This window comes from Isoalcanivorax pacificus W11-5, from assembly GCF_000299335.2.
Taxonomy (GTDB): domain Bacteria; phylum Pseudomonadota; class Gammaproteobacteria; order Pseudomonadales; family Alcanivoracaceae; genus Isoalcanivorax; species Isoalcanivorax pacificus.
Map to the genome: position 1 here is coordinate 353,778 of NZ_CP004387.1, position 14,639 is coordinate 368,416.

Here is a 14,639-nt window from a genome sequence, read left to right on the forward strand (position 1 = left end):
GATGAGCACGACGCTGCCTCCGATCTATCTGGTGGGCCCCATGGGTGCCGGCAAAAGCACCCTGGGGCGGTATCTGGGGCAGCAGCTCGGGCGCCCGTTCCACGATTCCGACAAGGTGATCGTGGACCGTACCGGCGCCGACATTCCCTGGATCTTCGACATGGAAGGCGAGGAAGGCTTTCGTCGCCGTGAAGAGGAAATCATCGAAGAACTGACCCGCCTGCCGGAGATCGTCATGGCCACCGGCGGCGGCGCCGTGCTGCGCGAGGCCAATCGCCGCCATCTGCATGAGCGTGGTGTGGTGTTCTATCTGTGGACGCCCGTGGAAGTGCAACTGGCCCGCACCCGTCACGATCGCAACCGGCCATTGCTGCAGACTGCCGACCCGGAACGGGTGTTGCGCGAACTGATGGCAGTGCGCGACCCGCTGTACCGCGAAGTGGCCCACCACATTATCCCGACCGCCTCCGGCAACCTGCGCAAGGTCGCGGACTTGGTACTTGATCGCCTGCACGAACACGAGGCCTGATACCGCCGCAGCGCTTCCATCCTCCCGGCGCGCACCGGATAATGCGGGCTTGCAGGAGGAATTATGCACACGCTTGATGTCGCGCTCGGTGCGCGCAGTTACCCCATCTACATTGGCCAGGGCCTGCTCGGCCAGGACCTGTTACGCCGGCATGTTCGCGCCAGTCAGGCGCTGATTGTCACCAACGAGACCATTGCGCCGCTCTATCTGGACAAGGCGAAAGCCAGCCTGGGTGATCTGGCACAGGTGGATACCCTGGTTCTCCCCGACGGCGAGCAGTACAAGACGCTGGCCACGCTGGAGAAGATTTTCGATGCGCTCCTGGCAAACCGGCACAGCCGCACCACCACGCTGATTGCCCTCGGTGGCGGCGTGGTCGGTGACATGGTTGGCTTTGCTGCCGCCAGTTATCAGCGTGGCGTGGACTTCCTGCAGGTGCCGACCACACTGCTGGCCCAGGTGGATTCCTCCGTGGGCGGCAAGACCGCCGTCAACCATCCGCGCGGCAAGAACATGATCGGTGCGTTCCATCAGCCGCGTGCGGTGCTGATCGATACCACGGTCCTGGATACGCTGCCGCCGCGCGAGCTCAGTGCAGGCCTTGCCGAAGTGATCAAATACGGCCTGATTCGCGATGCGGACTTTTATCGCTGGCTTGAGGTCAACATGGCAGGGTTGATGCAGCGCGAGCCGGCGCTGCTCGCCGAAGCGATTCTGCGAAGCTGCCGCAACAAGGCCGAGGTGGTGGCCGAGGACGAAACCGAGCAGGGCAACCGCGCACTGCTGAATCTCGGGCATACCTTTGGTCATGCCATCGAGACGGCCACCGGTTACCGTGACTGGCTGCACGGCGAAGCCGTTGGTGCCGGGACTATGATGGCCGCGCAGCTTTCCGCCGACCTGGGGTGGATCAGCCAGGCGGATGTCGCGCGTATCGGCGCTCTGACCCGCGCTGCCGGGCTGCCGGTGGCGCCGCCACCGGGCATGACGGCGGAGCAGTTTCGCAGCCTGATGGCACTGGACAAGAAAGTCATGGATGGCCGCCTGCGCCTGGTGCTGCTGAAAGCGATCGGCGAGGCGGTGGTTACTGATCAATTCGATATGCAGGTGCTCACCCGCCTGCTGGAGAAGATGTGTCAGCACTGAATCGGGAACAACCGTTTTACCGTGGCGCCGGCCGACTGGAGGCGCTGGATATCCTGTGTGACGCCGGCCTGAGGGGCGGCTTTGTACTGCTGACCGGGGAGGCCGGGGCCGGTGTGTCCCGTCTGCTCGGTGAAGCCGCCATGACGCTGGTGGACAGCGCCGCCGTGGTGCGTGTCGACGGCGCCGAAACACCCAGCCGCAATGTACTGATGCGCGCCCTGCTGAGTTACTTCGGCGTCGGCAAGGAAGATTTCGCCTCGACCCTGGAGCGGGCCCTGGCCAGCGAGCCGTTGGTGCTGGTCATTGATAACGCCGACGCCATGGGCGATGAAGCCATCGCCACACTGGGCGTGTTGCGCGAGCGCCTGGGTCCTCGCTTCGCGATCCTGCTGGGCGGCCTGCCGGACACAGAAGGGCGTGTGGCCAGCGCGGCACTGACGCCCACGGATCATGTCGATCTGGCACCGCTGACGGCACAGGAATGCGCCGATTTCCTGGCCTATGTGACCGGTGAGGAACTGGACGACGACGATGCCGAGGCTCGCCAGGCCAGCAGTGGCGGCTGGCCCGGTGCCCTGTTGGCAGAGGCGCCCCCGCCGGTGCTGCCCGTCTCGCGCATGGCCGGTTTTCGGGTGCCCTGGAAGCATCTCGCGGCTGTTGGCGGGCTGCTGCTGGTGATCCTGATCTTCTGGCCGCGGGATGACGAGCCGATGGAAACCGTCCGCAGCCTGGATCTGCCGCCGCGTCAGGTCGCGGAAACCGTGACGGCCTCGCCGCGTGAAACGGCCCCCGCTGAACAGCCAGCCGCGTCACCGCGTCCGGCGCCGGCCCCGGAGGCGCCAGCACCGGAGCGTCCCGTCGCGGATATCGCCACACCCGCCGCCGAACCTGATGAGGCTGCGCCAGCGCCCGAGCCGCGCGAACCGGTGCGCGCCAATCCGCCTCCGGCGGCACCGAGGCCTGCGCCGGAGCCGGCAGCGCCCAGTGTGGTGCGTGCCGAGAGTGGCCCGACGCTCACCGGGCTGGATGCTGAACTGGGTTACCGCCGCGAAGACTGGTTGCTGTCCGCACCCACGGACCAGTGGATGCTGCAGGTCACCCTGGCTACGACCGAAGACGCTGCCCGGGCGCTCTCCGAGCAGCTTGGTGCCGGCAAGAGTGCCTATTACCGGGCCAGCCGCAACAGCCGCAGTGTCTACATCGTGCTGTCTGGCCCCTACGCTGATCGCGCTGCCGCCGTGGCAGGGCGTCAGTCCCTGCCCCCGGCGCTGGCTGCCGCCGGGCCCTTCCCCCGGGAGCTGGCTGCCATCCAGCAGGAACTGCGCGGCAACTGACCTGCCGTCCGTCGGATCATTATCGAGGCCTGACGGGCTGGTCTGAACCTTGCACTATCCCCTCTGGCATCGCCGGGCTGTCTGACACCCGCCGGGCCAGTGCTTGACAGCGACCGGGGAGATGGCCGCAAGATGCGCCATGATCCGGGCATTTCCGGCCGTTTCAGAGGGAGCGGACGGGGCGGACACCGGTGTCATTTGTCCGCTACTGGCCCAGTGTGTAAAATGTCCTCCCTTTTTCGCCGTCGCCGCTTGCCGGACGCATTTCGCCTTCTGTAAGTCTCTGAATTTTCAAGAGGAAAGGTTTTGATGCAGCAGAATTCAACGCTGGTGCGGGGTCTCTATGAGCCCGGAGAATTCCGGGACAACTGTGGTTTTGGCCTGATTGCCCACACTGAGGGCAAGGCCAGCCATGAGCTCCTGCAGACCGCAATCGAAGCACTGACATGCATGACCCACCGGGGCGGCATCAACGCCGATGGCAAGACCGGTGATGGCTGCGGTCTGCTGCTGAAAAAACCGGACTCCTTCTTCCGCAAGGTCGCGGCCGGGCAAGGTATTACCCTGCCGGACACCTACGGCGTGGGCATGCTGTTCCTGCATCCGGAGGCCGACAAGGCCGCCGCGCAGCGCGCCATCGTCGAAGAAGAACTCAAGCGCCAGCAGGTCGAGGTTTACGGCTGGCGTGACGTGCCCACCGACCCCGAGTATCTCGGTCCGATCGCCCGGGAAAGCCTGCCGGCGTTTGCACAGGTGCTGGTGGGTGTCGACGGGTTGTCGGATGTCGAGCTCAACCGGCGTCTGTTCTTCGCCCGTCGCCACGCGGAAAACCGCGTCGGCACGGACGACTATTTCTATGTCTGCTCACTGTCCTCCACCGTCGTGTCCTATAAAGGCCTGATGATGCCGGTGGACCTGCCGGCCTTTTATCCGGACCTGGGCGACGAGGCGATGGAAACCGCCATCGTGGTATTCCACCAGCGCTTCTCCACCAACACCATGCCGCGCTGGCCGCTGGCGCAGCCGTTCCGCTATCTGGCGCACAACGGTGAGATCAACACTATTTCCGGCAACCGCAACTGGTCCGTGGCGCGCACACCGAAATTCGTCAACGACCTGCTGCCGGGCCTGGAAGACGTCAAGCCGCTGGTCAACCGCACCGGTTCGGATTCCTCCAGCATGGACAACATGCTGGAAATCCTGCTCGCCGGTGGCATGAACCTGTTCCGCGCCGTGCGCATGATGGTGCCGCCGGCCTGGCAGAACGTGGAAACCATGGACGCCGACCTGCGTGCGTTCTACGAATACAACTCCATGCACATGGAGCCGTGGGACGGCCCGGCCGGCCTGGTGATGACCGATGGCCGCTTCGCCGTCTGCATGCTGGATCGCAACGGTTTGCGCCCGTCGCGCTGGGTGATCACCAAGAACGGTTTCATCACGCTGTCCTCCGAGATCGGCGTGTACAGCTACGCGCCGGAAGATGTGGTCGCCAAGGGCCGTGTCGGGCCGGGCCAGATCCTGGCCGTGGATACCGAGACCGGCGAACTGCTGCGCACTAACGACATCGACAATCAGCTCAAGGTCGGCCAGCCGTACCGCAAATGGCTGAAGGAAAACGGCCTGCGCATCGAAGCCGACTACGACACCGAAGTCGAGCGCGTTGACGAGGTGCAGCCGAGTGACCTGCTGGCCTACCAGAAACTGTTCCAGGTCAGCTTCGAAGAGCGTGACCAGGTGCTGCGTCCGCTGGCGGAAAGTGGCCAGGAAGCGGTGGGCTCCATGGGCGACGATACGCCGATGGCGGTGCTCTCCAAACGGGCGCGCCCGTTGTATGACTATTTCCGGCAGCAATTTGCCCAGGTTACCAACCCGCCGATCGATCCGCTGCGCGAAGCGATCGTGATGTCGCTGGAAACCTGCATCGGTGCCGAGCGCAACGTGTTCGAGGAAACTGCCGAGCACGCCGACCGTGCGATCCTGTCGACACCGATCCTGTCGCACTCCAAATTCGCCAACCTGCTGAAGATCCAGCGCCCGGGCTATGCCCATGAGCGCCTGTCGCTGCACTACGCGCCGGCCACCGGGCTGCGTCAGGCGATTGTCGATCTGTGCGAGAAAGCAGAAAACGCGGTCCGTGCCGGCAAGGTGCTGATGGTGCTGTCCGACTACGGCATCGAGCAGGACAAGCTGACCATTCCCGCCGGCATGGCCACCGGGGCGGTGCATCACCGCCTGACCGAAAAAGGCCTGCGCTGCGACGCCAACATTATTGTGGAAACCGCCACCGCGCGTGATCCGCACCACTTTGCCGTGCTGTTCGGCTTTGGCGCCACCGCCGTGTATCCGTACCTGGCCTACGACGTGATCGCCGACATGGTGCGCTCCGGCGAACTGCTCGGCGACGCGGTGGAGTTGCAGAAGAATTTCCGCAAGGGCATCAACAAGGGCCTGCTGAAAATTCTCTCGAAGATGGGGATTTCCACCATCGCCTCCTACCGGGGTGCGCAACTGTTCGAAGCCGTGGGCATTGCCCGCGATGTGGTCGACCTGTGTTTCCGTGGCGTGCCGAGCCGTATCGCCGGGGCGGACTTCAGTGATTTCGAAGCCGACTTCCTGTCGCTGCAACGCGATGCCTGGAAACAGCGCAAGCCGATCGACGCCGGTGGTGTGCTGAAATTCATCTACGGCAAGGAATACCACGCCTTCAACCCGGACGTGATCCACGCCCTGCACGACGCGGTCAACAGCGGTGATTACGAGGCGTATAAAAAATACGCCGCGCTGGTCAACACCCGCCCGGTGGCGACACTGCGCGACCTGCTGCGTCTGCGTGACGATGTAACGGCCATCAGCGTCGATGACGTTGAGCCGATTGAAAATATTCTGCCGCGCTTTGATTCCGCCGGCATGTCGCTGGGTGCGTTGTCACCGGAAGCCCACGAGGCCATCGCCACCGCGATGAACCGTCTCGGCGGCCGCTCCAACTCTGGCGAGGGCGGTGAAGACCCGGCCCGTTTCGGCACCGAGCGCGTCTCCAAAATCAAACAGATTGCCTCCGGCCGTTTTGGTGTGACCCCGCATTACCTGGTCAACGCCGAAGTGCTGCAGATCAAGGTGGCCCAGGGCGCCAAGCCCGGCGAAGGCGGCCAGTTGCCTGGTGGCAAGGTGAACGAGCTGATCGCACGGCTGCGTTACTCTGTGCCGGGCGTGACGCTGATTTCACCGCCGCCGCACCACGACATTTATTCCATCGAAGATCTGGCGCAGCTGATTTTTGACCTCAAGCAGGTCAACCCGCAGGCGCAGGTGTCGGTGAAACTGGTGTCCGAACCGGGCGTCGGCACGATCGCGGCTGGCGTGGCAAAAGCCTATGCCGACCTGATCACCATTTCCGGTTACGACGGCGGTACCGCCGCCAGCCCGCTGACCTCGATCCGCTACGCGGGTTCACCGTGGGAGCTGGGCCTGACCGAAGCGCACCAGACGCTGCGCGGCAACGACCTGCGCGGCAAGATCCGCCTGCAGACCGACGGTGGCCTGAAGACCGGCCTGGACGTGGTGAAAGCCGCGATCCTGGGTGCGGAATCGTTCGGTTTCGGGACTGTGCCGATGGTGGTGCTGGGCTGCAAATACCTGCGTATCTGTCACCTGAACAACTGCGCCACCGGCGTGGCCACCCAGCGGGACGACCTGCGCAAAGAGCATTTCATCGGCGCGCCGGAAATGCTGATCCACTATTTCACCTTCGTCGCCACCGAAGTGCGCGAGCTGCTGGCCAAGTTGGGCGTGAAGAGCCTGGCCGACCTGATTGGTCGTACTGACCTGCTGGAACGTATCGAAGGCGAGACCGAGCGTCAGAAGAAACTGGACCTGATGCCGATCCTGCGCAGCGATCACGTGCCGGCCGACAAGCCGCAGTTCTGCCAGGTGAAACGCAACGAGCCGTTCGACAAGGGCGAGCTGGCCGAACAGATGGTGCGGGACATGCTGCCGGCGATCGAAAACGCCAGCGGTGGGTCGTTCCATTACACCATCACCAACTGCAACCGTTCACTCGGTGCGCGGCTGTCCGGTGAAATTGCCCGTCGCCACGGCAACCTCGGTATGGAAAAGGCGCCGATCAAGGTGCGCCTTGTCGGCACCGCTGGCCAGAGCTTCGGTGTGTTCAATGCCGGCGGCCTGCACATGTATATCGAAGGCGATGCCAACGACTACGTCGGCAAAGGCATGGCCGGTGGCAAGCTGGTGATCCGGCCGCCGACAGGCAGCCCGTTCAAGAGCCAGGAAACCGCCATCATCGGTAACACCTGCCTGTACGGTGCCACCGGCGGCAAACTGTTTGCGGCCGGTTCCGCCGGCGAGCGTTTCGGGGTGCGTAACTCCGGTGCGCACGCCGTGGTGGAAGGCGCGGGCGATCACTGCTGTGAATACATGACCGGTGGCTGCGTCACCGTGCTGGGTGATACCGGCTACAACTTCGGCGCCGGCATGACAGGCGGTTTCGCCTACGTGCTGGATCAGAACAACCTGTTCTTCGACCGCATCAACCCGGAGCTGATCGAACTGCACCGCATCAGCACCGAGCCGATGGAAGCACACCGCAGCCATCTGCGCAGCGTGTTGCGTGAATACGTCGAGGAAACCGGCAGCGAGTGGGGCCAGTACATCCTGGACAACTTCGATGCCATGAGCCGCAAGTTCTGGCTGGTCAAGCCGAAAGCCGCAAGCCTTGAGAATCTGCTCAAGAGCACGCGTGCCAATCCGGCCTGATATCCGGCCCCAGGGGAGATGATGTAATGGCTGAGCGTTTGAATAACAGCTTTCAGTTTCTGGATGTCCCGCGGCAGGACCCGAAGAAAAAGCCGGCGGAAGCCCGTCGTGAAAAGTACGAAGAGATCTACTACCCGTACGAAGTGCGGGAAGTGGAGCATCAGGCGCATCGCTGCCTGGAATGCGGCAACCCGTACTGCGAATGGAAGTGCCCGGTCCACAACTACATTCCGAACTGGCTGAAGCTGATTTCCGAAGGCAACCTGATGGAAGCCGTGGAACTGAGCCACCAGACCAACTCACTGCCGGAAGTGTGCGGCCGCGTGTGCCCGCAGGACCGTCTGTGCGAAGGCGCCTGCACACTGAACGACGGCTTCGGTGCGGTGACCATCGGTGCCACCGAGAAATACATCACCGACACCGCGCTGGCCATGGGCTGGCGCCCGGACATGTCGAAAGTGGTCTGGACCGACAAGCGCGTTGCCGTGATCGGTGCCGGCCCGGCCGGTATCGGCTGTGCCGATGTGCTGGTGCGCAGTGGCGTCAAGCCGGTGGTGTTTGACCGCTACCCGGAAATCGGCGGCCTGCTGACCTTCGGCATTCCTGAATTCAAGCTGGAAAAGCCGGTCATGGCCAAACGCCGTGAAGTGTTCGAGGGCATGGGCATCGAGTTCCGCCTGAACACCGAGATCGGCACCGACATCACCATTGATGAGCTGCTGGAAGAATTCGACGCCGTCTTCATGGGGATGGGCACCTACACCTACATGAAGGGCGGCTTCCCGGGCGAAGAACTGGAAGGCGTGTATGACGCCTTGCCGTTCCTGATTTCCAATGTGAATCGCAACCTGGGCTTCGAGAAAGACGCGGCGGACTTCATCGACATGGGTGGCAAGCGCGTGGTGGTGCTCGGTGGCGGTGACACCGCGATGGACTGCAACCGGACCTCGATCCGTCAGGGCGCCGCCAGCGTGACCTGTGCCTACCGTCGTGACGAAGAAAACATGCCGGGTTCCCGCCGCGAAGTGGCCAATGCCCGCGAAGAGGGCGTGCAGTTCCTGTTCAACCGCCAGCCGATCGAGATCGTCGGCGAGAACGGCCGCGCCACCGGTGTGAAAGTGGTGGAAACCCGTCTGGGTGAGGCCGACGCCAATGGCCGCCGCCGTCCTGAGCCGATTCCGGGCTCCGAGGAAATCCTGCCGGCGGACGCCGTGGTGATTGCCTTCGGTTTTCGTCCCAGCCCGGCGGACTGGTTCGAAGGCAAGCAGATCACGCTGGACGATGCCGGCCGTGTCGTGGCCCAGGAGAAACAGGCGTTCCCGTTCCAGACCAGCAACGAAAAAATCTTTGCCGGTGGCGACATGGTGCGTGGTTCCGACCTGGTGGTGACCGCCATCTGGGAAGGCCGCGAGGCCGCCAAGGGCATTCTGGATTACCTGGACGTCTGATGACGGATATCTGACGCATAACAAGGCCCGCTCTGGCGGGCCTTGTTATATTTGGCCCTGAAAAGGGCTTCTGTTGGCAGGGCAGAGCAATGACGTTTCCCGCACTCAAGAATGATCGCTTTCTCAAGGCGCTGCTGCGCGAGCCGGTGGACATGACGCCAGTCTGGATGATGCGCCAGGCGGGCCGTTACCTGCCGGAATACCGCGCCTCGCGGGAAAAGGCCGGCTCCTTCATGGACCTGTGCAAGAACGCCGATTTTGCCTGCGAAGTAACGCTGCAACCGCTGGCGCGCTACCCGCTGGATGCGGCGATCCTGTTTTCCGACATCCTGACCATTCCCGACGCCATGGGCCTGGGCCTGTATTTCGAGACCGGCGAAGGTCCGCGCTTCCGCAAGGTCGTGCGCACGGAAGCCGACATCGAGGCACTGCCAGTCCCCGAGGCGGAAAAGGACCTGGATTATGTGATGCGTGCGGTGAGCACCATCCGCCACGCCCTCGGTGGCAGCGTGCCGCTGATCGGCTTTTCCGGCAGCCCCTGGACACTGGCCACCTACATGGTGGAAGGCGGCTCCTCAAAAGATTTCCGGCACCTGAAGGCGATGGTCTACAGCCAGCCCGAACTGGCGCATCAACTGCTGGACAAACTGGCGCGCTCGGTGACCGATTACCTGAACGCCCAGATTCGTCATGGTGCACAAGCTGTGCAGATTTTTGATACCTGGGGCGGTGCGTTGTCCGCCGAAGCCTATAAGCATTTCTCGTTGCGCTACATGCAGCAGATTGTTGACGGCCTGATTCGCGACCAGGACGGCCGCAAGGTGCCGGTGATCCTGTTCACCAAGAACGGTGGCCTGTGGCTGGAAGACATCGCCGCCAGCGGCTGCGATGCGCTTGGCGTGGACTGGACCATCAACATTGGCCAGGCGCGTCAGCGCGTGGGGGATCGTGTGGCGTTGCAGGGGAACATGGACCCGGCGGTGCTGTACGCGTCACCGGAGGCGATTCGCGCGGAAGTGAAACGGATCCTGACGGATTTCGGTCCGCACAACGGTCACGTGTTCAACCTGGGGCACGGCATCACGCCGCAGGTGGATCCGGCCCATGCCGGCGTGTTTATCAACGCGGTGCATGAATTCAGTCAGCGCTGAAAAAACGGCGCGATCAGTCGCGCCGTTTTCTTATATCCCGGTGATCGCCGAGACCGGGAACGTCATGTCAAACGCCGGCATATAGCCGCCCACCGTCCAGTTGCCGGCTTGCAGTGCCGGGAAATGCTCGCCGTCCGCCCAGAAATGCTTCAGCCGCGCCAGTTGCAGGCGGCCCTTTGCTTGTGGTGTATAGCGGAACATTTGGCCCTCCCGTAGTTGTGCCAATGTCACGGCCTTTTGTGGCACCCAGGCGGAGGACACCGGCAGCGCCGGTCCACCGTGCGCGAGCATCAGGCGACAGAACGGGCGGCCCTCCAGGGAGACCGTTACCTGATCTCCGGCCTCTGTCTGCTCCACCTCGAAATCTGCGTGATCCTTGGGAATGCCCCAATTGCTTCGCCCGTTGTCGACGCTGTCCTGGCTGGATACGTAAATGCGGCCAATGGAGTTGTAGCGGCGCCCGTCCGGGAAACGGTAATGCCCGGGAATAAACAACAACTCCCGGTACGGGCCCACATCAGAGCTGGCGTAATCCACGAACATGAGAATGCTGCGCGCGCCGCCGGGCTCGCCCAGGGCGGCGGGAGCACCAGACTGCGCAGTGCGTTGTGCAGCGCCGGTTTTCAGTGCGAAGGCATAGGCGCGCCCGTGCAGTTGCCAGGGGGCAGGTGCGATCATGCGTTACATCCCGATCTTGCGCAGTTGATAAACATTGCGGGAGATGGCCACCACCTCGCCACTGGCGTCCTTGAGTTCGCATTCCCATTCGAAATCCGCCTTGCCGTTGGCGTCGGCCTCGTTCTGGATGCGTTGCACCTCGTCATCGCTCAGGTGCACTTCCACCGTGATGTCGGTTTTCGCCGGGCGACGAAAACGGATCTGCATGTCTTTCACGATCGGATAAAAACGCCTGGTGTCGAAGCTGCTGAGATAGACCACGCCACCGGGCAGTTCTGCCAGGGTGAACAGCGCGCCGGCATACATGGTGCCGACGTGATTGATGTTCGGCTCGAACGGCATGCGCATCCTGCAGTAGCCCACTTCCAGCGCCTCCACCACGGCGCCGCAGCGTTCGGCAAAGGGAAACGGCGCCGAGGCCGCCTGCTTCAGGGTGTCGAGTTGTTCGCGTGTCAGTGACATGGCAGTCTCCGTGAGGGGTTCTGGCAGAGTGATGCAGGACCTCATGCTAGCACCCGTGTGCGGCATCGGGATTAACCGAAACTGACAGGAGGATGGTGCAATTGAGCAGACCATCAGGCAAACCGGCGATATGCGTCCTGCTCCTGATGCTGACGGGGCTGGCCTTGCCCGCGCAGGCGGCGGTGATCCTGCTGTACCACCATGTGGCGGAGGATACACCGGCATCGACTTCTGTTACCCCGGCGATGTTCGAAGCGCACTTGCGTCACCTTAAGGACGAAGGTTTCGAGGTGGTGCGTCTGGATGAACTGGTGCGGCGCGTGCGCGCCGGTGAGCCGGCAGAGACAAAACTGGCCGCCATCACCTTTGACGACGCCTATCGCAGTATCCATGACAACGCAGTGCCCTTGCTCGAGCGTCATGGCTGGCCGGCCAGTGTGTTTGTCGCCACCGGCGCGGTGGGAGAGGGCGGCAACATGATGAACGTGGCGCAGTTGCAGGCGCTGCATGAGGCCGGCCATCTGCTGCTCAATCACAGCCACCGGCATGCGCATCTGGTACGCCGCCAGGACGACGAATCCTGGGCGGCGCGTGTGCGGGAGGACATCGAGCAGGCCCAAACCTTGCTGGGTGAGTGGCTGGGTGAGCCGCCGCCACGCTATTTTGCGTATCCCTACGGCGAGCAGGACGAGGCGGTGCGCGCGTTGCTGCGCGACATGGATTATCTCGGCTTCGCCCAGCGCAGCGGTGCGCTAGATGCCGACACCGACTGGCAGAATATTCCACGCATTCCCGTGAACCGCCATTACGCCGACTGGGACAGCCTCGGCGACAAGGTCCGTGCATTGCCGATGCCGGTGCGCGAGGTGTCGCCGGGCAGCGGTGTGACGACACAAAAACGACCGGCGTTGACGATGGTGTTGCCGGCGAACTGGGCGTCGCGCAGCGTGAACTGCTTTGCTGGCGGTGCGGCGATTGTGGAGCGGACTGCGGTGGAAAACGGTGTGCGGCTGCGGGTTACGCCGGGTCGTGACCTGTCACCGGGGCGCACGCTGGTGAATTGCACGGCCAGCGCCGGGCAGGGTCGGTTCTATTGGTATTCCTGGCTGTGGATGTATCGCGACAGCGAGTGGTACCGCGAATAGGTATTCCTCCCCACATCTCAAAAATCCGCAAATCGATCAAAATCGTTATGCCGGATCACCGAGCGAATGTGAGAGATATACACCTCGCCGATCTCGGCATAGCCGTTGAGTCCGGCGGCCATCACGCGCCCTGACAGCGGCTTCTCCTGCGCCCGCGCCTGCTCGCGCAGCACCCGCATATACCGGTAGCGCGGGTGGCTGTTCAGGTTGAGCATGTAGCGGCGCACCGCCTCTTCCACGGAAGCGAACCGCTCCACCTCGTACTTTGCGCCGGCCGGCCGGCGCGCCGGCACCATGCCGCAGCCCGGGGAAAAGCACCATTGCCCGAAATAGTTGTTGCCCTCCTGCGCGAAGCGCGAGGTGCCCCAGGCGGATTCGATCGCGCCCTGGGCCAGCGCCAGCGAGGCGGGAATGATGTCGATCCGGCGCAACAGGGTGGCAAACCAGTCGTCGGTCAGCGCTTCGAGACTGTCCGGGGATTCGAGCCGATAGCGCGTGGCCTGCTCGTGTAGCCAGTCCAGGTCACCCCGGTCGGGCTTGCCGGCCTGGAAGCGTTCATGGACCGCTACGGCCTGCTCGCGCAGCGCCAGCAGATCGCGGTTGGTGGCCTGGATGGCCGGCAGCAGGGTGTTGATCAGTTGCGCCTTGCGTGCTTCTGTCTCGTCTTCCGGCAGGGGCCAGATCGGCGGTGTGTCATCGGTCGTGCTGTCCGACTGATTCACCTGCCAGTGCAGGATCAGGGTGGGCAGCAACGCCAGCGCCCCCAGCGCACTCAGTACGCCGGCCAGCAGCAGGGCCCGGGTCGCGGGATGTCCGGTGGCGAGTCTCAATCAGCCGGTCTCTCAGCAAGCCAAAAAATCAGGCCACCGGCTCGCCGGATCAGCGAGCCTGGTGGCGGGCGCCGGCGCTCAATCGTTGGCCAGGGCGTCGGTACGTGCGGCGCAGATAAAGTCGTTGCGGTGCAGGCCGCGCAGTTTGTGCGACCACCAGGTGACCGTGACCTTGCCCCATTCGGTCAGCAGGGCCGGGTGGTGGCCTTCGGCTTCGGCAAGCGCCGCCACTTTGCCGGTAAAGGCCATGGCGGCGACGAAATCAGGAAAACTGAACTGCCGCTCCAGCTTCTGGACGCCTTCTTCTTCGATCAGCTTCCAGTCCGGAATCTCGTCGCGCCAGGCACCGATTTCCGCCTGGCTGGCCGCCGGGGCGTCTGCCCGGCAGGCCTCGCAATGCTCCTGTTTCAGCGTCATGAGCTTTCTCCCTGCGCTGCCGCGCTGCACAGCCGTGCCGGCTCGATCCTGCCCTGGGGGGCCATGCGCGAGAGTGCGCGCCGCAAGCGTTCGATGTCGGTGTCGCTGCGTACGCGGCCGGGGATCTCCATGGCGTCCGCCAGCCGCAGCAGCACGGATTTCATCTTCTCGGGCATCAGCACCGGTTGGCGGTGCTGGACCACATAGATCATCTCACCCTGCCGGAACAACAGAAAGCCATAGTAATGGGTGCCGTCCACGGCGCGGGTGTCCGGCGCGCGCTGGCTGTCCACGTCCAGGCTGACCACGGCGAACAGGGCACGTGGTGTGCTGTCCTGCAGGAATTCCCGATGCAGGGCTTCCACGGAGGTGACCAGTGGTGCCGTGGCGACGCGCTCGCGCAGGTAGTTGTTCAGCACCAGGTTCAGCAGTGTCATGTCGGAGGCAAACCGGGGCGCGCCGATCAGCGGGTGGTTCTCGATGCGCAGGTAATCGATGCGGAACTGACGGCCGCTGCCATCCCAGAAGGTGGAGGAACCGCCCTGGTTGTCGCAACGCTCGTCGAGGATCACTTCCCCCCGGAAGGTGTTGATGCCCAGGTCCATGGCGTAGGCCGCCGCAGGTGCGTAATACATATCGCCGTCACGCTCGCCTTCCATGCTTTGGCAGCCGCCAAGCAGGGTTGTCAGGGCGAGCCATACGGGTGCGTTGATTATTCTCATTATT

At 63.5% G+C, this 14,639-nt stretch carries 12 protein-coding genes; 7 read left to right on the forward strand and 5 right to left on the reverse strand.

All coding sequences use genetic code 11. The features are described 5' to 3' along the window. Window position 1 precedes the first annotated feature (1 nt). The 6 genes from aroK to hemE all read left to right on the forward strand — a co-directional run bounded on the left by aroK (window position 2) and on the right by hemE (window position 10,381). Entirely contained in the window at window positions 2-529 is a 528-nt protein-coding gene (gene aroK / locus S7S_RS01710) for a shikimate kinase AroK (protein WP_041025867.1), read from the forward strand. 63 nt (window positions 530-592) lie between these two features. After that, the gene (gene aroB / locus S7S_RS01715; protein WP_041025868.1) at window positions 593-1,675 is read left to right on the forward strand and encodes a 3-dehydroquinate synthase; all 1,083 of its coding nucleotides are present in this window, start codon (window positions 593-595) and stop codon (window positions 1,673-1,675) included. Further along, complete coding sequence (locus S7S_RS01720) at window positions 1,663-3,009, forward strand: AAA family ATPase (protein WP_041025869.1); 1,347 nt, start codon at window positions 1,663-1,665, stop codon at window positions 3,007-3,009. Before aroB ends, S7S_RS01720 begins: the two co-directional genes overlap by 13 nt. A gap of 309 nt (window positions 3,010-3,318) precedes the next feature. Then, complete coding sequence (gene gltB / locus S7S_RS01725) at window positions 3,319-7,782, forward strand: glutamate synthase large subunit (protein WP_041025870.1); 4,464 nt, start codon at window positions 3,319-3,321, stop codon at window positions 7,780-7,782. A gap of 26 nt (window positions 7,783-7,808) precedes the next feature. Then, entirely contained in the window at window positions 7,809-9,230 is a 1,422-nt protein-coding gene (locus tag S7S_RS01730) for an FAD-dependent oxidoreductase (protein ID WP_041025871.1), read from the forward strand. Window positions 9,231-9,319: 89 nt separating this feature from the next. Beyond that, a complete protein-coding gene (gene hemE, locus S7S_RS01735) occupies window positions 9,320-10,381 on the forward strand; it encodes a uroporphyrinogen decarboxylase (RefSeq protein ID WP_041025872.1) in 1,062 nt (353 codons plus the stop codon). Window positions 10,382-10,411: 30 nt separating this feature from the next. On the opposite strand, the gene S7S_RS18680 is transcribed toward hemE, so the two are convergent. Together S7S_RS18680 and S7S_RS01745 are read right to left on the reverse strand one after the other, a co-directional pair. Then, on the reverse strand, window positions 10,412-11,059 hold the full coding sequence (locus S7S_RS18680) for an acetoacetate decarboxylase family protein (RefSeq protein ID WP_052269182.1): 648 nt from the start codon (window positions 11,057-11,059) through the stop codon (window positions 10,412-10,414). Between the two features lie 3 nt (window positions 11,060-11,062). Continuing rightward, entirely contained in the window at window positions 11,063-11,521 is a 459-nt protein-coding gene (locus tag S7S_RS01745) for a YiiD C-terminal domain-containing protein (RefSeq protein ID WP_041025873.1), read from the reverse strand. Window positions 11,522-11,622: 101 nt separating this feature from the next. On the opposite strand from S7S_RS01745, the gene S7S_RS01750 reads away from it, so the two are divergent. Beyond that, window positions 11,623-12,666 carry a polysaccharide deacetylase family protein gene (locus S7S_RS01750; RefSeq protein WP_169745542.1) on the forward strand — a complete coding sequence of 348 codons (1,044 nt, stop codon included), beginning with the start codon at window positions 11,623-11,625 and terminating at the stop codon, window positions 12,664-12,666. Between the two features lie 17 nt (window positions 12,667-12,683). Here S7S_RS01750 and S7S_RS18685 read toward each other — a convergent pair whose 3' ends face one another. From S7S_RS18685 to S7S_RS01765, 3 genes are all read right to left on the reverse strand, one after another. Further along, complete coding sequence (locus S7S_RS18685) at window positions 12,684-13,496, reverse strand: glucosaminidase domain-containing protein (RefSeq protein ID WP_052269184.1); 813 nt, start codon at window positions 13,494-13,496, stop codon at window positions 12,684-12,686. Window positions 13,497-13,574: 78 nt separating this feature from the next. After that, the gene (locus tag S7S_RS01760) at window positions 13,575-13,913 is read right to left on the reverse strand and encodes a 4a-hydroxytetrahydrobiopterin dehydratase (RefSeq protein WP_041025874.1); all 339 of its coding nucleotides are present in this window, start codon (window positions 13,911-13,913) and stop codon (window positions 13,575-13,577) included. Then, the gene (locus S7S_RS01765; protein WP_041025875.1) at window positions 13,910-14,635 is read right to left on the reverse strand and encodes a hypothetical protein; all 726 of its coding nucleotides are present in this window, start codon (window positions 14,633-14,635) and stop codon (window positions 13,910-13,912) included. The genes S7S_RS01760 and S7S_RS01765 overlap by 4 nt, the downstream gene beginning before the upstream one ends. Window positions 14,636-14,639: the final 4 nt, after the last annotated feature.